Below are 17,124 nucleotides of genomic sequence, written 5' to 3'. Positions count from 1 at the left end.
ACCGGTCCCCGCTCCCTGGTGGAGGGAACCGAGATGACCGAGATGGTGCCGCTGTCGACCGGGTTCGACCTCGCCTGGCGCGGCTACCGCACAAGGCAGGTGCAGCACTACGTCACCTGCGTCGAAACCGACCTGCGCACGCTGACCGAGGACCGCGACGCGGCCGTGGCGAAGGCGCAACGGCTCGCGGGCGAACTGGAACGCGCCCGGCGGGAAGCCCTCGTGCTGCGCGACCGCATCGACCGCCTCTGCCGGGCGCCGGTGGACCTGGTGGGCGCGGAAGTCCGCGCGCGGCGGGTGATCGAGCTGGCCAACGCCGAGGCGGAGGAGGTGCTGGCCAGGGCGCGGGCGGTGGCCGAGCGCACCTGGTCCACGGTGCGCGCCATGGAGACCGCCGCCCGCGACCGGCACGAACGCCTGGCGCGCAAGGCCGAGGTAGAACACCAGGCGTTGACTAAACGCACGCACGACCTGATCACCACGCAGTCCTACCTGGCCGAACACCGCCGCCGGGAACTCGACGAGCAGGCGAGCGCCCTGCGCGAGCAGGTGCAAACCGACTTCACCACAGCGATGGCGGCGCGGCGCGCGGAACAGACCCGGGAACTGGCCGCACTGCGCGCTTCCGCCGAGACCGAAGCCAACGACTTGGTGGCGGGCGCGGTGGAACAGGTGCGGGTCCTGCACCGGCACCGGGACGCGGTGGCGGCCCGCTTGCGCGCGGTGCGGACGCTGCTGACCGAGGCTGACGCGGAACTGAACTACCGGACGCGGGAGAACGGGGTACGCGCGTTGCCAACCGCTGGATCTTGACGAGCGCGGGTTGGCGACCGCTGCGGGTTCACGGCGCAGTCGAATGGCAGGATCTGGCCCCGTACGAGGGAGAGGGGCTAGATGATCGCCGACTACGTGGCCACCGCCGCGGTCGAGATCGCCCGGATGGTCAACCACGGCCAGGTCACGGCGGTCGAGATCGCTCGGATGGCGTTGGCTCGACTGGACCAAGTGGACGGTTGGGCCAACGCCTTCCGCACAGTGGAACGTGAAGGCGCCGTGGTCGCGGCGCGCCAGGTCGACCGCCTGGTGGCCTCCGGTGCGGTGCTTCCGTTGGCGGGAGTGCCGATCGGGGTGAAGGCGAAGACCGGACGTGCGGCCTTCGTGCGGGCAGGCTGCGTGGTGTTGGGCACGACGAGCGTTCCCGGGCCGGGAACGCCGTGGCGGACTTGGGGGCGCAACGACCGAGGGCTGACGCTCAACCCGTGGCACTCGGAGCGCAGTCCCGGGGGTTCGTCGGCCGGGTCGGCGGTGGCGGTGGCGACGGGCGTCGTGCCGATCGCGACGGGTGGGGATGGAGCCGGGTCGGTGCGGATCCCGGCGGCGTGGTGCGGGGTGATCGGGGTGAAGGTGACGTCGGGGGACGTTGTGGCGCCGGGGGTTCTGGCGGCTTGGCCACAGGACGCGAAAGCGGCGGCGGAAGTCCTTCTTGGACGTGAGCTCGACCCCCGGGCCGCGGCGGGGGTGTGGTCGGGCGACCTCGGGTTCGCCACGACCGACCCGGAGCAGGCGGCCGTGGCCAGGGAGTCGATCCGGGTGCCGCTCGAGGACATCGCGGTCGATCTGGTGGATCCGCAGGAGGCGTGGTTCCGGCACCGCGCGGGCGAGGGAGTCGACGTGAGCGAGAACCTGAGGCGGTTGGCGGCGATCTTCGAACGGGTCGACCTCATCCTCACGCCCACGACGCCGAATCCGCCGCACGGGCACGATGGGCCGGGCGCGACGATGAGCACCGCGCTCACCTGGCTGTTCAACCTCACCGGCCACCCCGCCGCGAGCATTCCCGCCGGGTTCACCGAAGACGGGTGCCCGGTCGGGCTTCAGGTCATCGCGCGCAGGGGTCGCGAGGAAGACCTGCTCGCACCAATAAGACCACAATGGACACAAGCACCGATCCGACCACCAGCGTCCCCGCCGCCCCGATAGCTGCTACACCGAGAGGGGCGAGGAGATACCCAAGCGGACCGGCGGCGGTGAACACTAACCAGTCGAATGAGGACACTCGGGCCAGGACGTCACCGGGAACGCCGTCCTGCAGGGCTGTCTGCCACAGCGTCCAGTGGGCCGACTGCTCGACTCCCCACACGAACGCGCCCGCCAACACGAGCGGCAACGGCGCGGCTGCGGCGACCAGGAGTGGCAACGGCAACAGCAGCAGTGCGCCGAACACCACCCACACCAGCGGCCGCCGCGGGCGCGGCCACGTCACCAGCACGCCGCCGATGAACGCACCAACACCTTGAGCCGTCAGCACCGCGGGCCAGGTAGCGCCCAGCACGACCGGCCCTAGCACTGTGATCGGCGCGAAGACAACTAACCCACACGCCCCGGCGAGCACGGTCACGCTCCACAGCCACCGCCGCGAGCGGAACTCCGACCAGCCCACCAGCAGACCTGGCCGCCCGCCGGACGCCGCCGAACCCGATCGCATCGCCGCGACCAACCCCGCGCTCGCGAGGAAGGTCACCGCGTCGACCGCCAGCGCCGCGCCCGGTCCCACCGCGACCACCAGCAGACCGCCGATCGCGGGGCCGACGACGGCCGACAGCGCGTTCACCAGGCCGCGCAGCGCGTTGGCTTCCTTTCGGTGCTGAGCGGAAGAAACCTCGGCGCCGATGGCCGTGACCGCGGGCAGGTAGACCCCGGCGGCCACCCCGGCGACGGACTGCGCCAGCGCCAGGTGCCAGACCTCGGCCGTGCCGGTGAGCAGCAGCAGCGCGGTCAGCCCCTGCGCGGCGAAGCGGACCAGGTCGGCGGCGACCATCGCGCGCCGACGGGGGACGTGGTCGGCCAGCACGCCGCCGACGAGCAGGAACGCCGCCATCGCCAGGGCGCCCGCGGCCAGCACAACCCCGATCCCGGCAACCCCGCCGCCGATGTCGAGCACGGCGAGACCGGTGACAGTCACCGCGGCCTGGTTGCCCAGTTGTGAGATCAGCCGGGCGGCGACGAGCAGGCGGACGTCGCGCTCGGCCAGAGCGCGGCGGAAAGGAAGCACCAAGCGGGCCACGGTCGTTGTTTTCAGCGGTGGAAGAAAAGACGGGAATGGACGCGGTCGTGCACGGGGATTCGCATTCGCGGAGAGTGACCGGCGCCACTGCCCGCGAATGCGAATCCCCGTCGGACAACCCCGGCGGGCGCCGAGCTCAGTGCACCTCGGCCGGCTCCGGGTAAACGGTCGGGAAGTGCGGCAACACGTTCTCGGCGATCTCCTGCAACACCTCGGGAGCGGGCCTGCGCCCGTACTTGAGGTTGAGCGCCACGTGGTTCACGCCGATGTCGCGCAACTGCCCCAAGTGGTCCAACAGGTGCCGCCACCCGGACCGGAACCCGAGGTGGATCGGCTTCGGCGCGGCACCGGCGTCCTCCTCGATGTCGATGTAGAGCGACTGGGCGAACGGCTTCCACCGCGGCGTCGCCTGCTGCCAGGACGTGGTGATCATGCGCTGCTGCACCAGCGGCCTCGGGTACATCAGCCAGCCGTCGCCGTGCTCGGCGATCCAGCTGATCTCCTGGCGGCTGTTGCCGGTGATCAGCAGCGGTACCCGCCGCCCGAGCGGCTTGGGCAGCAGGTCGGTGCCGCGCAGGGTGCCGTAGACCGAGTCCACGTCCGGGAAGTCCTCGGCCCACAGGCGCCGGATGACCTCGACCGACTCGCGGAACAGCACGCCGCTGTGGTCGCGGTTGAGCCCGTAGGCGGGGAACTCCACCCCCCGGTCGCCGGTCGCCGCGCCGATGACGAGCCTGCCGCCGCTGAGCTGGTCGAGCGAGGCGGCCGCCTTCGCGACGTCGATCGGGTTGCGCAGCGGCAGCACCGTGGAACCGGTGGCCAGCGCGATGCGGGTGGTCCTGGCGGCGATGGTGGCCAGCCAGACCCAGGTGTCGAACAGCTGGCCGCCGTCGCCGAAGGACAGGTCCAGCAGCGGGACGTCGCGCGCCCACAGCGCGGCGAACCCGCGCTGGTCGGCGAGCACCGACTGCTCGACCTGCTCGGCGACGTCCAGCCTGGGCACGGCGCCGCTGTAGGACTCCAGCGGGTACATCAGCCCCAGCGTCAACTCACCCTGCCGGAACATGGTGTTCCAGCCGGGTCGGTCGCCGAACGTGTGCGTCATGAGCGCTCTCCTCGCCGAATACTTGACCTCAAGGTCTAAAACAGTCTACCGTTCCCGGCCATGGGGAGACCCCGGAAGTTCGACCAGGACCAGGCGGTGGCGCAGGCTGCCGAGACCTTCCGGGTCAACGGCTACGCCGAGACGTCCCCGCAGGCCCTGGCCGACAGCATCGGGATCGGCAAGGGCAGCCTGTACAACGCCTTCGGCAGCAAGCACGAGCTGTTCCTGCGCAGCCTGGAGCACTACGCCGACGTGTCGCTGCACGACCTGCGGGCCGTGCTCGACACCGACGAACCGATCCGCGACCGGATCAAGGCGCTGCTCACCGGGTTCGTCGACGCCGACCTGGCCGACCCGGACCGGTGCGGCTGCCTGGTGGTCAACAGCGCGGTCGAGATCGGTCCGCACGACGAGAACGCCGCCCGGCTGCTGGGTCGCTCCTTCGACTCCAGCCAGGCGGTGCTGCACGCCGCGTTCATCGCCGCCCAGCAGGCCGGTGAGATCGCGCCGGAGAAGGACCCGAAAGCGTTGGCGTGCTTGATGCAGAGCACGATGATCGGGCTGCGGGTGCTGGCCAAGGCCAGGGTGGACCGCTCCCGGTTCGACGCGGCCATCGACGCGGCCGTCATGGCGATCTGACCCCGACCGACCCCGGCCACCGGGGCGGCAGGCCGCGCCGGAGTTTTGTACCTCAAGTTCAAAAAATGTTGCCCGTCCGAGCCCTGTTTGTTCAACCTGGAGTGGGGAAAGAAGCATGACTGCGTCACAGGAAGCGACGCCCAAGGAGACGCCGCCGCCGGTGGTGGACCCGAAGGCCGAGGTCACGACCTCGAGCACCGACACCAGCGGCGAGAAGTGGACCGGCAAGCTCTGGGCCACGCTGATCGTGCTGTGCAGCGCGATGTTCCTCGACGCGCTCGACAACGCCATGGTCGGCATCGCCGTGCCGCCCATCCAGCAGGAGCTGGGCATGTCCACCTCCTCGGTGCAGTGGGTGGTCAGCGCCTACGTGCTCGGCTTCGGCGGGTTCCTGCTGCTCGGCGGCCGGATGGCCGACCTGGTCGGCAGGCGCAAGGTGTTCCTGGTCGCGGTCGCCATCTTCGGCATCGCCTCGCTGATCGGCGGCCTGGCCACCGACGGCTTCCTGGTCATCGCGGCCCGGTTCGTCATGGGTGTGGCCGCGGCGTTCACCGCACCAGCGGGTCTGGCGATCATCCTGACCCAGTTCCCCGAGGGCGCCGCGCGCAACAAGGCCGTCGCCATCTACACCGCCTGCGGCGCGTTCGGCTTCTCGCTCGGTCTGGTCGCCGGTGGTCTGCTCACCGAGATCGGCTGGCGCTGGACCTTCCTGCTGCCGGTGCCGATCGCGCTCGCCATCCTGGTCGGCGCCTCCATCCTGGTCCGCAAGGACGAGGCGGCCACCGGCAAGCGCCACTACGACATCCCCGGCGCCATCAGCGTCACCGGCGCGATGCTGCTGCTGGTCTTCACCATCGTGCGCGCCCCCGAGGTCGGCTGGGCGTCGGCGCAGACGCTGCTGCAGTTCGCGGGCGTGATCGTGCTGGTGGTGGCGTTCGTGCTGATCGAGCGCAGCACCGCCAACCCGCTGATCCGGCTGGGCTTCCTGCGCAACGGCGGCCTGATCGGCGCGGCGCTGACCGCGGCGGCCATCCTGGGCACCTACATGAGCTTCCAGTTCATCGGCTCGCTGTACCTGCAGGACAGCCGGGGCTGGTCGCCGCTGGAGATGGCGCTGGCGTTCCTGCCCTGCGGCATCCTGATCGCCATCATCGCCCCGCGCGCCGGTGGTCTGCTGGGCAAGTTCGGCCCGAAGTGGATGATGTTCGCGGGCTTCGTGGCCTACACCCTGGCCTACATCTCCTTCCTGCGCATCGACACCGACTCCAGCTACGTCGCGGTGCTGCTGCCGACCATGCTGCTGATCGGCGTCGCCTTCCCGCTCTCGTTCACCGGCTCCTACGTGCAGGCCACCAGCGGTGTGGCCGACGCGGAGCAGGGCCTGGCCGCGGGTGTGCTGCAGACCGGCTACCAGGTCGGCGCGGCGCTGCTGCTGGCCGTGGTCACCGCCACCATGGCGGCGGGCACCGGTGGTGCTGGCGCGACCAACACCATTGACAGCTACCACAACGGCATGTACGTGATCACCGCGGTCTCGGCGCTCACGCTGCTCGCGACCCTGGTGTCGGCGCTGCGCAAGAAGCGCGTCGCCGCCTAGCAGGACAACCCGGTGCGGGGCGTGCCTTCGGGCGCGCCCCGCACTCGCGACCGGGTGTGCCCGTTTCGCCCCGCTCGACCGCTTCACCCCGTTTCACCGCTGCGCCCAGTTCCACTGCTGTGCCCGCTCCACTGCTGTGCCCGCTCCACTGCTGTGCCCCCGCTCGGCGAGGTCGTCCCACCCGCCCCGGGTTCGCCCGCTTGCCCCAGAAGGAGGTTTCCCATGTCCGAGCTGTCGGTCCTCGACGGCGGGCCCGCCCCGCGGCTGGACGCGCAGTGCCTGGGTGAGCTGCTGCCCAGGGCCGCGGCCCGCTCGATCGAGCCCTCGATCCACCTGATCGCCGCCGACGGCGCGCAGACCCGGCTGTCCTACGCCGACCTGCTCGACGCGGCCGCGCGCGTGTTGGGCGGTTTGCGCGCGGCGGGCGTGCGCGTGGGTGAGCGGGTGGTGGTCCACCAGGCCGACAACCAGGACCTGCTGACCGCGTTCTGGGCGTGCGTGCTGGGCGGATTCGTCGCCGTGCCAACCGGAGCGGCACCGAGCGGGCTCGGCCGGGACTACCGGTGGCTGGTCGCCGACGAGCCGCTGCCGCGCGGACCGCGGTGGGCCGGTTCGGTGGCGCGGCTGCGGGACAACGCGCCGGACAAGGACTGGGTGCAGACCGAACTGGACGACGTCGTCCTGCTCAGCAGCACGGCCGGGAGTTCCGGCGCGCCCAAGACCGTGGCGCTGACCAACCGCGCGGTGCTGAGCCGGTCCGCGGCGACCATCGAGGACAACGACCTCGACGAGCACGCGGTCACCTTCAACTCGATGCCCCTCGACCACGTCGGCGGGCTGGTCATGTTCCACCTGCGGGACGTGCAACTGGCCTGCACGCAGGTGCACGCGCACCGGTTGTGGATCAGCGGCGACCCGGCGCGCTGGCTCGACATCGCCGACCGGTTCGGCGTGACCCTGGCCTGGGGCACGACCTCGGCGCTGGAGGCGATCGCCGCGCGGGCGGGCTCCGGCGCGTGGGACCTGTCCGGGCTGCGGTACGTGATGAACGGCGGCGAACCCGTGCTGGCGGCGACGATCCGCCGGTTCACCGCCGCTTTGGCGCCGTTCGGCCTGCCCGCGACCGCGGTGCGGCCCGGGTGGGGCATGTCCGAGACGGCCGCGGGCGTCATCGACCACCGCGTCGACCCGGCGGAGCTCACCGACCCGGTCCCGGTCGGCAAGCCGCACGCGGGCATCGCCGTCCGGGTGGTCGACGCGAGTGGGATCGTTCCCGTTGGCGCGCAAGGACGATTGCAGATCCGTGGTGAGTCGGTCACCCGCGGTTACATCGACGGCCCCACCACGCCGTTCACCGAGGACGGTTGGCTCGACACCGGCGACCTCGCCGTGGTGCGCGGTGGGTTGCTCACCATCACCGGCACGCTCGCGGGAGCGTTGACCGTCGACGGGACGACCCACCACGCGAGCGCGATCGAAGCCACCGTGTCCGAACTCCCCGGCGCCCGCAAGGGTTCCGTCGGCGCCACCCTCGGCGACGACGGCCTTGTCCTGCTGCTGGAAGGGAACCCGGACCCCGCGCAGGTGCGCGCGGCGGTCTCGGCCGCGCACGGCCTCACCCCCGCCCGCCTGCGCTACCTGGCCGACGGCGAGTTCCCCAAGACCCGCACCGGAAAGCCGCGCCGCGCCGCACTGCGCGAATTGACCTCCACAAGCGACAGTCTGTCATCAACACACCCCCACTGAATGAGGAGAATCGTGTACGTCACCACGGAGCAGGCCCTCAGCGCCGACACCGCGTCCGCCCTGCGGGAACTGGTCGACCGCCAGGAGATCGTCGACACCCTGCACCGCTTCGCCTTCGGCCGCGACCTGCACGACCGCGCCCTGTTCGAGTCGGCGTTCACCACCGACGCCGAGTTCGACTTCCGGCCCGCCGCCACCAAGTGCGGCCTCGAGGTGCCGCTGTTCGAGGGCATCGAGATGATCGCGGGCATCGTCCTCGACCCGCGCCTGCACACCACGCACAGCGTCACGAACACCCGGGTGAGCGTCGACGGCGACACCGCCAGCCTGTCGGCGATCGTGGAGGCCCAGCACCTGCCCGCCGACGACCACAGCAGGCACGCCCTCCTGAAGAACCTCTACGCGGCCACCCTGGTCCGCGACGGCCAGCGCTGGCGCATCAAGCACGTCCGCATCGACAACGTCTGGTACACCGGCGACCCCAAGGTCATCGTCGGCGGCTGACGAGCAAGGGCGCTGGGCTGGTTGAGTCGCCGGGGCGACTCAACCCACCGCCGGGGCAGCGCCCGCTCAACACCCACTTGTCCACAACAGGTTCAGTTGTCCACAGGCCACCGCTCACCGCTCCCGTCTTGTCGGGCTGCGCCGCTAGCCTGTGCATTCGGGGGATCTTCATCCGGTTGATCTTGACGCGGGACGAGGACAGCGGCTTCAGCACCACCGGACACTCAGACCCAGCGGTGCCAACCCGCCTCCGTTAGGTCCGCCTCAGCCCACAGTGCCGGCCCCTGGACACTCGGACCCGGCGGTGTCAGCCCGCCCCCCGTCAGGTCCGCCCCAGCCCACCTTCCCAGCGCCTGGACAGTCGGAGTCGCTGGTGCCAGGCCTGCTCGATGGGGCGGACTTGTTTTGCGTGGGGGGACAACACCCGTAGCCTCGGTGGCGGCTGGCTGGGCCGGCTCTTTGGCCCCCAGCTTTTAGGCCCAGCACGGGTGTTGTAGGGGCCCCACGCAAAACAAGTTCGCCCCATCGAGCTCGTCGCATTGCCGCGGATCGGGCCCGATGTCGCCGCCAGGCGACGAGGCGTCCGATCCCGGGTCGCCGAGGTTGCCGCCAGGCAACGAGGCAGACCCCAGCCAGATGACGCAAGGGCCCCGGGACGTTCATCCCGGGGCCCTTGCGCTACCTGACAACTACTGCACGATGCCCAAGCTGAACGGGTTCTGCGGCGTGCCGCCCAGCAGGTGCGCGCCGACCGACTGCAGGACCTGGTCCTGGGCGATCACGTGCTGGCGCATGGTCTGGGTGTCGCGCAGCCAGCGGTCCAGGGGGGACGGCTTGTAGATGGCGGTGGTGGCGACCAGGTCGCAGAGCTTGGCGACGATGTCGCGGGCCACCCGGAAGGAGTTGGTGCGGGCCAGGACCGTGGCCACGCGCTGGTCGGGGGTGAGCTCGATACCCGCGTTGAGCAGCTCCCACTGGGTGCGCAGCGAGCCGTACACCTGTTCGCGGACCGCGCCGAGCTCCATCTCCGCCTCGGCGATGGTGTACTGGATGCGGTAGATCTCCGACCACGGCACGCCGCTCATCCGGTCGGTGCGGTTGACCGCGAGGTCGCGGACGAAGTCCAGGGCGGCGCGGGCGACGCCGAGCGGGACGCCGGGCATGTTGCGCAGGATGGCGTCCGGGGTGGAGTTGGGGCCGGTGACCGTGGCGGTGGCGAAGCTGAACGAGTGGGCCTCGGGGATGAACAGGTCGATCGCCTCGTAGTCGCGGCTGCCGCTGCCCGCCAGGCCGGTGGTGTGCCAGGTGTCGTGCACGGTGAACTGGTCGCGGCGGGCGATGAAGATGCGCCAGTGCATGGGCTGCCCGGTGGGGCTGGCCTCCGGCTCGCCGTCGGTGTGCACGAAGGCGCCCGCCACGACGTAGTCGGCGTGGGTGATGCCGCTGCCGAAGCCCCAGCGGCCGTTGAGCCGGAACCCGCCGGGCTCCCGGTCGGCGCGGCCGATGGGCAGGATCAGGCCCGCGGTGACCGTGTCGTGGTCGGTGAACAGCTCAGCGGACACCTCCGCGCCGAGGAACTGCGCGTACAGCGGGGTGTCCATGCCGATCATGGCGCACCAGGCGGCCGAGGTGTCGCCGGTGGCCAGGGTCTCGATGAACTGGGTCTGCTCCATCGGGTTGAGCTCGGGGCCGCCCTTGTCCTTGGGCAGCGCGACGCGGAACGCGCCGGTCGAGCGCAGCAGCGCCACCACGTCGGCGGGCAGGCGGCGCTCCCGCTCGATGTCCACCGACCGCTCGCGCAGCAGCGGCACGGCGGCCTGGGCCCTGGCGAGCACGTCCTGCGCGGTCAGCGGCGCGGTGGTCTCTACGGTGTCGACAATGGTCATTGCGTGCCCTTCCTGGCCTAGAGGTAGCGACCGGGCGCGATGACCCCGGTCGGGTCGAGGGAGTCCTTGAGCCGCCTGGCGAACGCCCGGGCGCTCGGTCGGCCCCCGACCCGGTCGATCCACCCGTGGTGGTCGACGTCGAGCCGGTAGGGCAGGAAGCCCTGCTCGGAGAACAGTTCGTACAACCGGTCCAGCGCGCGGTGCGCCGCTCGGGCGTCGGCCCGGTCGAACTTCATGGCGACGACGAGGTCGACCAGGTCGGCGCCGAGCACGTTGCCGGTGCCGCCCGCGAGGATCCCGGTGTCGGCGTGCACCCGGGCGAGCAGTTCCTCGGCCTTGACCACGGCCTCGGCGGTGAACGGCAGCAGCGGCAGGAAGAACAGGAAGCCGAGGTCGGAGTCGAGCTGGTCGGCCCGCATCCCCATCTTCTGCTCGAAGACCCGGTCGGTGACGTCGGGATCGCCCAGGTAGGAGCGCTCGACGAGGCTGGTGACCGCGTGGTGCTCGGCGGTCGGGTCGGTGGCGTCGGTGGTCGACACCTCGGTGAACACCCCGGAGCGGGTGGCCTCCTCGGCGATGATCGCGCTCAGCGCGGCGACCGCGGCCTCGGTGCCGTCGACCGGGACGTGCAGCAGGAACTGCCCCGGCGCGCTGCCGTAGCCGCGCGCGGCGGTCGGGTTGTAGAACTTCGGCACGCCAGCGGCCAGGCCCTGGGTGACCCAGCGGCGCAGCAGGTCGGTGGCCGCGCCGAGGTTGTCCGGGGTGAAGTTGAGCCGCACCACGCGCAGCGCCTCCGGCCGCGGCAGCAACCGGATGGTCGCGCCGGTGACCACGCCCAGGTTGGACTGGACGAACAGCTGCACCAGCGACGGGCCGAGGGTGTGCGGGTAGACCGGGGTCTTGCGGTCCTGCTCCGGCCACCAGCCCACGTGCACCAGTTCGCCGTCGGGCAGCACGACCTCCAGGCCGACCAGGTCCTCGACGCGCTGGTGGCGCAGGCCGACGCCGCGGTCGAGCGCGTTGCCGAGCACGCTGGAGTGCGCGGTCGAGACGGTCACGTTGACCATGCGCTCGGTGTCGGCGAGCAGACCGGCGAGCTGGCCCTGGGTGACCCCGGGTTCGACGACGGCCCACCCGGCGGCGACGTCGATGTCGCGGATGGCCGTCAGGTCGGACAGGTCGAGCGCGACGACGGTGTCGGTGGCGGGTTCGCGGGAGCCAAGGCCCCAGTTGCGGCCGGTGCTGAACGCGTGCACCGACACCGCGCCGCGAGCCGCGGCGATGGCCGAGACGACCTCGCGGGCCTGCTCGGCGCTGCCCGGCTTCACCGAGGCCAGGACGTCGCGCTGGCGGAACAGGCCGGTGTTGTCGCCGAGCCCGCCCCGGGTGACCCGGTCGGCGCCGACGATCCCCTCGACGGCGGCCAGCGCCGCGCCCGCGTCGGTGGTCTGCGATGTGGTCATCGGGTGCGAACCTCCCTGTCGAGCCGCGCGGCGCCGCCTGCGCCCACGGCGTGGTACTCCCCGTGCAGGAAAACCAGTGGTGGCCGCCGGTCCTGCGAGCCGGTGGCGAGCACGTCGCCGATGAGCAGCGTGTGGTCGCCGACCTCGACGGCCTGCCGCAGCCCGCACTCCAGCCAGCCGGGCCCGTCCAGGACCAGCGCGCCGGTGTGCTCACCGGCCACCGCGGACACCGTGGCCAGCGCGGTGCGCCGGTGCTCGCGCCCGGCGGCGAACGCCCTGGCCACGTCGGACGCCCCGATGTCCAAGATGGACAGTGCCCAGTGGCCGCTGACCAGCAGGTCGGCCAGGAAGACCGAGTCGCTGCGCAGGCACACCGACACCAGCGGCGGGTCGAGCGAGAGCGAGGTGAGCGAGTTGACCGTCACCGCGTCGTGCACAGGTCCGTTCGGACCATCGACGCGGGTGGTCATCACGCACACCCCCGTGGCGAAGTTCCGCATGGCTACGCGCAAGTCAACGCCCACCGCAGGCTCCTGTCGGAAGATTCGTGGTTCGGTCGATGCCGTTGGGCGGGGCCGCGCTCCAGGCAGGCGGCGGGCGACCGGAGATCCCCAGCACCGGTGGCCACCTCTGCCCCGCTGGAAGCGATAGTATCCGGGCGGTTGCGCCTGCCGTCGTGCTTGCGCGCACGCTCTCTGCTCATTTCACGCACAGGACCAAGGGGTGCTCAGCCATGGCTGGCAAGGGGTTCAACACGGAGACCGGACTGGCCAAGGTGGCCGCGCTCGCGTCCACACAGGACTGGCTGGCGGTGCTGGTCACCCAGCGCGCCGACGGCGACCCGGCCACCTCGGTGGTCAACGTCGGCCTGGTGGCGCACCCGGTGACCGGCGAACGGGTGCTCGCGCTGGTCTCGCGGGGGAACACGACGAAACTTCGCAACCTGCGGCGCACGCCGAAGGCGACGCTGGTGTTCCGCTCCGGTTGGGACTGGATCTCGGTGACCGGCGCGGTGGAGATCGCCGGACCGGACGACGCGCACGCGGGCGTGTCCGCCGAACGGCTGCCGACGTTGCTGCGGGAGATCTACACCGCGGCGGGCGGGCAGCACGACGACTTCGCGGTCTACGACCGGGAAATGGCCGCCGACCGGCGCGCCGCGGTGTTCGTGCGCCCGGACCGGTTCACCAGCAACCCGACCCCGCACGACCGCGAGGACTGAGCCGAATGGTCCCGCCGCGCCACCTGGCGCGGCGGGCCGGGCACGCGACACCCCCGCACCGCAACACTTTCCCAAACGCGGACTTCCCAGATCCGTTGCCGCTCAGTGGCAACAGGACATCCGCCCTGACGGCTCAGCGCCAGCCGGGCGCGGCGCGGCCGAGCGGGGTGAGGTTGGCGGTCTCGCCCCGGGTCCTGCGGTACTCGCGCGGTGAGACCCCGTACTTCATCCGGAACAGCCTGCTCACCTGCGAGGCGTCGACCAACCCCCAGCGCTCGGCGATGGCCGAGACGGTGAGGTGGTCGTAGCGGGGGTTGACCAGGTCGGTGCGCAGCCGCTCGAGCCGCTGGTCGCGGATCCAGCGCGCCGGGCTCGACCCCTGCTCGGCGAAGAGGACCTGCAGGTAGCGCAGGGAGATGTTGTGCCTGCGGGCCAGCATCGCCGGGCCGAGCGAGCTGTCGCCCATGTGCTCCTGCGCGTATCCGCAAATGCGCAGCACCAGCAGTTGGCGGGCGGCGGCCGGGTCGACCACCGCCGAGCACAGCCGCTCGGCGAACAGCGTGGTGATCATGCCGCCGACGGTCGTGCCCAGCGGTTCGCGGGCGGCCTCGTCGAGTTCGGCCAGGTGGTAGCCCAGCGCGGCGAAGGTGTGGCTGGCCAGGGCACCGACCCCGGTCTTGCCGTTCCACGGCGCGGCGGTGATGGAGCTGGTCTTCTGCGGGGTGACCCCCAGCGCCCGGTGCGGGGCGCGCACGCCGACCATGGTGAAGGGCTGCGGCATCGCCAGCGTGTAGGGCCTGCTGCTGTCGAAGGCGACCAGGTCACCGGTGCGGACGGTGATGTCGGTGCCGTCCTGGCACAGCCGGGCGGTGCCGTTGAGCAGGGTCACCACGTAGACGTGCCCGCCCTCGTTGCTGGCGACGCGGTCGTGGCGCACCACCGCGTGCGGGTCGGCGGTGATCCGCGAGACGCGCATGGTGCCGAACACGCGGGTGGCGATGGTGCCGCTGCCGAAGCGGTCCCGGTCGCCCAGGACCTGCAGCGTGCCGCACACCCGGCGGACCTCGTCCTCCCACAGGTCGAACGCGCGCGCCGGTTCGACGACCGGCGTCGTGGCAACCTCCGCGACGGACGCACTGGCCACTGCGGGACCCCCCGGGATCTTCTGTCGGACCATGGCCGGGCAAACTCCGCACGCGAGCGTACCGGAGCTGACTAACCAGGTGAGCTGGTTTTGAGAATCACCCAAAACCGTACAGCCAGATGCATCACAATATGATCACTGTAGGTATACAGGGGGTCACTTATCGTCTACCAGGGGTTCGGCTGCGCTAATTCGCAACTGACTGCGCGCGAGATCGCTAACTAGACCCGAACACCGACGGTAATGTGAGGCCGAACAGTGCGACAACGATGCTCTTTTTGCGCGCACTGATTACGCCGGCTTGGCGTTTGACACCACCGGGGGTTCGGATATCAAAGGGGGGACATGTCGTCCTTATCCAGAATTGGCGTGGTCGGCGGCGGCGCGTCAGCGGTGTGCCTGCTCGACGCCATCGCGGCCGAGACCGACCTGGCGCCGGGCACGATCACCGTGTTCGAGCCGTCCAAGCACCTGTGGCGGGGCAGGCCGTACCAGCCCGACCTCGACGTCGTCCGGGTCAACGCGACACCGGAGGACATGTCGGTGCGCGCGGGTGATGATCACCACATGTTCGAGTGGTTGGCCGGGCGAGACCTGTTCACCGGTTCACGTTCGGTCTATACCGACCCCTTGTCGGGGGCGCAGTTCGTCCCCCGCGCGGTCTACGGGGATTACCTCGAACAGTCGGCGCGCGCTGCGCTTTTAGCACTAGTGCGCAAGGGCTGGCGGGTGGAATTGGTGCGCAACCGGGTCGAACGCGCCCAGCCCGGCGCCGACGGGCTCACCATGTGGACGGACCGGGGTGTGCGCCACGAAGTGGACTACGCTGTGTTCAGCGTGGGCGCGGGCCGACCGGCCGACCTGTACGCGCTTTCCGGACACGCCGGATTCATCGGTGAACCATATCCGGTTCGCGACTCGCTGAGCGGTATCGCCGCCGACGCCGACGTCGCGGTGATCGGCGCGGGCCTGACCGCGGTGGACGTGGTCCTGGCGCTAGCCGCGCGCGGTCACCAGGGCAAGATCCGGGTGTTCTCCCGGCGCAACGTGCTGCCCGCGGTGCGCCAGCGCCCGATCCACCACGTGTTGCGGCACTTCACCCCGGCGCGGTTCCGGGCGCTGGCCGCAGGCGGTGCCCGGCTGACGCTCAGCGATCTGATCGCGGTGATGGCGGCGGAACTGGCCGAGGTCGGCGAGGACATCGCCACGGTGAGCCGGGAGTTGGACTCGGTGCGCACCGAGGACGCGGTCGAGCGGCTGCGCAGGCAACTGGCCGAGGTGGACTCGCCGAGCGTCGCGATGCGCGTCGTGCAGCAGGCGGTACCCGAGGCGGGGCCCGACATCTGGCCGCTGCTGACCGAACAGGACAAGAACCTCGTGCTCGCCGAGCACGACCGCGCGCTGATGAGCCTGTGCTGCCCGATGCCACCGGGCAACGCAGCCGCGCTGCTGCGGCTGATCGACTCGGGCCAGGTGGAACTGGTCAGCGGGCTGGTGGGAATCGAGCCGACCGGACACGGCTTCCGACTCGCCACCGCCCGCGGCGAGCACGCCACCGAGCACCGCGCCGACGTGGTGGTCAACGGGGTGAACGCGCGGCTGCGCAAGCTCTCCGAGAAGGCCACCCCGCTGTTCAGCTCACTGGTCTCGACCGGTGTCGCCGAGCCGCACCCGCGCGGTGGTCTGCACGTGGAGCGGGCGACCAGCAGGCTGACCGTGGACGGCAAGGCGAACCCCCGGCTCTACGGCCTGGGCGACCCGACCCTGGGCAGCCTGTTCTTCACCTTCGGCGTGCAGTCCCTTGTGGACCGCGCGGTGGACATCGTCGCGGCGATCCGCGAGCACAGCAGCGCAGGCGCGGTGCGCACCGACGACGAGCTGCTGCCAGCCTGAGAACCCGGAAGCGAGGAGTACCTGATATGTCTACTGTGGAGCAAGCGAAGCCGGGTTACCTGGCCGACACGCACACCGGTCTGCCGATGCCCTCGGCGGAGACCTTCTCCGACCCAGCCGTTGAACGCAGACACCGCAAGCAGCGCTTAGCCGCGGCACTGCGCCTGTTCGGCAAGTACGGGTTCGGCGAGGGGATCTCCGGGCACATCTCGGTGCGCGACCCCGAGCACCCGAACCTGTTCTGGGTCAACCCGTTCGGCGTGTCGTTCAAGCTGGTGAAGGTCAGCGACCTGATCCTGGTCGACAGCGACGGGACCGTGGTGCAGGGCAAGCACCCGGTCAACCCGAGCGCCTTCGTCATCCACTCGGCGATCCACGACCTCGGCCCGCACGCCGAGGCGGCCGCGCACGCGCACACCGCGCACTCGCGGGCCCTCGGCGCTCTGGGCAGGCTGCTGGAGCCCTATGACCAGGAGTCCGCCGCGTTCTACCAGGACCAGGTCCTCTACGACGACTACCGCGGTCCGTCGATCGCGGTGGAGCAGGGTCGCGACATCGCCGAGAAGTTGGGCGACAACCGCGCGATCCTGTTGCGCCACCACGGTTTGATCACGGTGGGCGGGTCGCTGGAGGAGGCGGTGCACTGGTTCTTCACCTTCGACAGCTGCGCCGAGGTCCAGCTGCTCGCGCTGTCTGCTGGCGATCCCAAGCCGATGGCCCACGAGCAGGCCGTGGCGGCCAAGGACGGCTTCGGCGACCCGCAGCTGGGCTGGTTCAGCTTCCAACTCCTCTACGACGAGATCGTCGCCGAACAGCCCGACTTCCTCGACGAGTGACGCACCACCGATAGTCGCCTGGCAC

15 protein-coding genes are annotated in these 17,124 nt (G+C 70.9%); 9 read left to right on the top strand and 6 right to left on the bottom strand.

The features are described from left to right. Positions 1-33 precede the first annotated feature (33 nt). Positions 34-813: a coiled-coil domain-containing protein gene (locus tag LV75_RS01715; protein ID WP_253884773.1), complete on the top strand. Its 780-nt coding sequence runs from the start codon at positions 34-36 to the stop codon at positions 811-813. 81 nt (positions 814-894) lie between these two features. Further along, a complete protein-coding gene (locus LV75_RS34695) occupies positions 895-1,980 on the top strand; it encodes an amidase (RefSeq protein WP_301318445.1) in 1,086 nt (361 codons plus the stop codon). Here the strand turns inward: LV75_RS34695 and LV75_RS01700 are convergent. After that, positions 1,880-3,052 carry an MFS transporter gene (locus tag LV75_RS01700; RefSeq protein ID WP_253885004.1) on the bottom strand — a complete coding sequence of 391 codons (1,173 nt, stop codon included), beginning with the start codon at positions 3,050-3,052 and terminating at the stop codon, positions 1,880-1,882. The genes LV75_RS34695 and LV75_RS01700 overlap by 101 nt on opposite strands. A gap of 148 nt (positions 3,053-3,200) precedes the next feature. Further along, positions 3,201-4,169, bottom strand: a complete 969-nt coding sequence (locus LV75_RS01695; protein WP_253884772.1) for an LLM class oxidoreductase — start codon at positions 4,167-4,169, stop codon at positions 3,201-3,203. Between the two features lie 60 nt (positions 4,170-4,229). On the opposite strand from LV75_RS01695, the gene LV75_RS01690 reads away from it, so the two are divergent. The 4 genes from LV75_RS01690 to LV75_RS01675 all read left to right on the top strand — a co-directional run bounded on the left by LV75_RS01690 (position 4,230) and on the right by LV75_RS01675 (position 8,655). Next, a complete protein-coding gene (locus LV75_RS01690) occupies positions 4,230-4,808 on the top strand; it encodes a TetR/AcrR family transcriptional regulator (protein WP_253884771.1) in 579 nt (192 codons plus the stop codon). A 115-nt stretch (positions 4,809-4,923) separates the two neighbouring features. Beyond that, positions 4,924-6,405 carry an MFS transporter gene (locus LV75_RS01685; RefSeq protein ID WP_253884770.1) on the top strand — a complete coding sequence of 494 codons (1,482 nt, stop codon included), beginning with the start codon at positions 4,924-4,926 and terminating at the stop codon, positions 6,403-6,405. A gap of 222 nt (positions 6,406-6,627) precedes the next feature. Beyond that, complete coding sequence (locus tag LV75_RS01680) at positions 6,628-8,151, top strand: AMP-binding protein (protein WP_253884768.1); 1,524 nt, start codon at positions 6,628-6,630, stop codon at positions 8,149-8,151. Continuing rightward, positions 8,152-8,655 (top strand): nuclear transport factor 2 family protein, encoded by a 504-nt coding sequence (locus LV75_RS01675; protein ID WP_253884767.1) that lies wholly within the window; start codon positions 8,152-8,154, stop codon positions 8,653-8,655. A gap of 689 nt (positions 8,656-9,344) precedes the next feature. On the opposite strand, the gene LV75_RS01670 is transcribed toward LV75_RS01675, so the two are convergent. The 3 genes from LV75_RS01670 to LV75_RS01660 are packed head-to-tail and all read right to left on the bottom strand — an operon-like array spanning position 9,345 to position 12,504. Then, positions 9,345-10,541, bottom strand: a complete 1,197-nt coding sequence (locus LV75_RS01670; protein WP_253884766.1) for an acyl-CoA dehydrogenase family protein — start codon at positions 10,539-10,541, stop codon at positions 9,345-9,347. A 17-nt stretch (positions 10,542-10,558) separates the two neighbouring features. Beyond that, positions 10,559-12,004 carry an FAD-binding oxidoreductase gene (locus LV75_RS01665; RefSeq protein ID WP_253884765.1) on the bottom strand — a complete coding sequence of 482 codons (1,446 nt, stop codon included), beginning with the start codon at positions 12,002-12,004 and terminating at the stop codon, positions 10,559-10,561. Continuing rightward, positions 12,001-12,504: a flavin reductase family protein gene (locus LV75_RS01660; protein ID WP_301318543.1), complete on the bottom strand. Its 504-nt coding sequence runs from the start codon at positions 12,502-12,504 to the stop codon at positions 12,001-12,003. Before LV75_RS01660 ends, LV75_RS01665 begins: the two co-directional genes overlap by 4 nt. 233 nt (positions 12,505-12,737) lie before the next feature. Between LV75_RS01660 and LV75_RS01655 the strand changes: the two genes are divergently transcribed. Further along, on the top strand, positions 12,738-13,226 hold the full coding sequence (locus tag LV75_RS01655; protein WP_253884763.1) for a pyridoxamine 5'-phosphate oxidase family protein: 489 nt from the start codon (positions 12,738-12,740) through the stop codon (positions 13,224-13,226). A 133-nt stretch (positions 13,227-13,359) separates the two neighbouring features. On the opposite strand, the gene LV75_RS01650 is transcribed toward LV75_RS01655, so the two are convergent. Then, complete coding sequence (locus LV75_RS01650) at positions 13,360-14,370, bottom strand: AraC-like ligand-binding domain-containing protein (protein ID WP_253884762.1); 1,011 nt, start codon at positions 14,368-14,370, stop codon at positions 13,360-13,362. A gap of 345 nt (positions 14,371-14,715) precedes the next feature. Between LV75_RS01650 and LV75_RS01645 the strand changes: the two genes are divergently transcribed. Both LV75_RS01645 and LV75_RS01640 read left to right on the top strand, forming a co-directional pair. Further along, on the top strand, positions 14,716-16,263 hold the full coding sequence (locus tag LV75_RS01645; RefSeq protein ID WP_253884761.1) for an FAD/NAD(P)-binding protein: 1,548 nt from the start codon (positions 14,716-14,718) through the stop codon (positions 16,261-16,263). A 26-nt stretch (positions 16,264-16,289) separates the two neighbouring features. Beyond that, complete coding sequence (locus tag LV75_RS01640; RefSeq protein ID WP_253884760.1) at positions 16,290-17,099, top strand: class II aldolase/adducin family protein; 810 nt, start codon at positions 16,290-16,292, stop codon at positions 17,097-17,099. Positions 17,100-17,124: the final 25 nt, after the last annotated feature.

The organism is Actinokineospora diospyrosa (genome assembly GCF_024171925.1).
Lineage (GTDB): Bacteria > Actinomycetota > Actinomycetes > Mycobacteriales > Pseudonocardiaceae > Actinokineospora > Actinokineospora diospyrosa.
The sequence above is the reverse complement of the archived record's forward strand: the minus strand, read 5'-3'. Positions and strand labels throughout refer to the sequence as shown.

Coding starts and splice junctions, on each gene's coding strand:
- LV75_RS01715 (WP_253884773.1), top strand. CDS start 34: ATGACCGAGATGGTGCCGCTGTCGACCGGGTTCGACCTCGCCTGGCGC.
- LV75_RS34695 (WP_301318445.1), top strand. CDS start 895: ATGATCGCCGACTACGTGGCCACCGCCGCGGTCGAGATCGCCCGGATG.
- LV75_RS01695 (WP_253884772.1), bottom strand. CDS start 4,169: ATGACGCACACGTTCGGCGACCGACCCGGCTGGAACACCATGTTCCGG.
- LV75_RS01690 (WP_253884771.1), top strand. CDS start 4,230: ATGGGGAGACCCCGGAAGTTCGACCAGGACCAGGCGGTGGCGCAGGCT.
- LV75_RS01685 (WP_253884770.1), top strand. CDS start 4,924: ATGACTGCGTCACAGGAAGCGACGCCCAAGGAGACGCCGCCGCCGGTG.
- LV75_RS01680 (WP_253884768.1), top strand. CDS start 6,628: ATGTCCGAGCTGTCGGTCCTCGACGGCGGGCCCGCCCCGCGGCTGGAC.
- LV75_RS01675 (WP_253884767.1), top strand. CDS start 8,152: ATGAGGAGAATCGTGTACGTCACCACGGAGCAGGCCCTCAGCGCCGAC.
- LV75_RS01670 (WP_253884766.1), bottom strand. CDS start 10,541: ATGACCATTGTCGACACCGTAGAGACCACCGCGCCGCTGACCGCGCAG.
- LV75_RS01665 (WP_253884765.1), bottom strand. CDS start 12,004: ATGACCACATCGCAGACCACCGACGCGGGCGCGGCGCTGGCCGCCGTC.
- LV75_RS01660 (WP_301318543.1), bottom strand. CDS start 12,504: ATGCGGAACTTCGCCACGGGGGTGTGCGTGATGACCACCCGCGTCGAT.
- LV75_RS01655 (WP_253884763.1), top strand. CDS start 12,738: ATGGCTGGCAAGGGGTTCAACACGGAGACCGGACTGGCCAAGGTGGCC.
- LV75_RS01645 (WP_253884761.1), top strand. CDS start 14,716: ATGTCGTCCTTATCCAGAATTGGCGTGGTCGGCGGCGGCGCGTCAGCG.
- LV75_RS01640 (WP_253884760.1), top strand. CDS start 16,290: ATGTCTACTGTGGAGCAAGCGAAGCCGGGTTACCTGGCCGACACGCAC.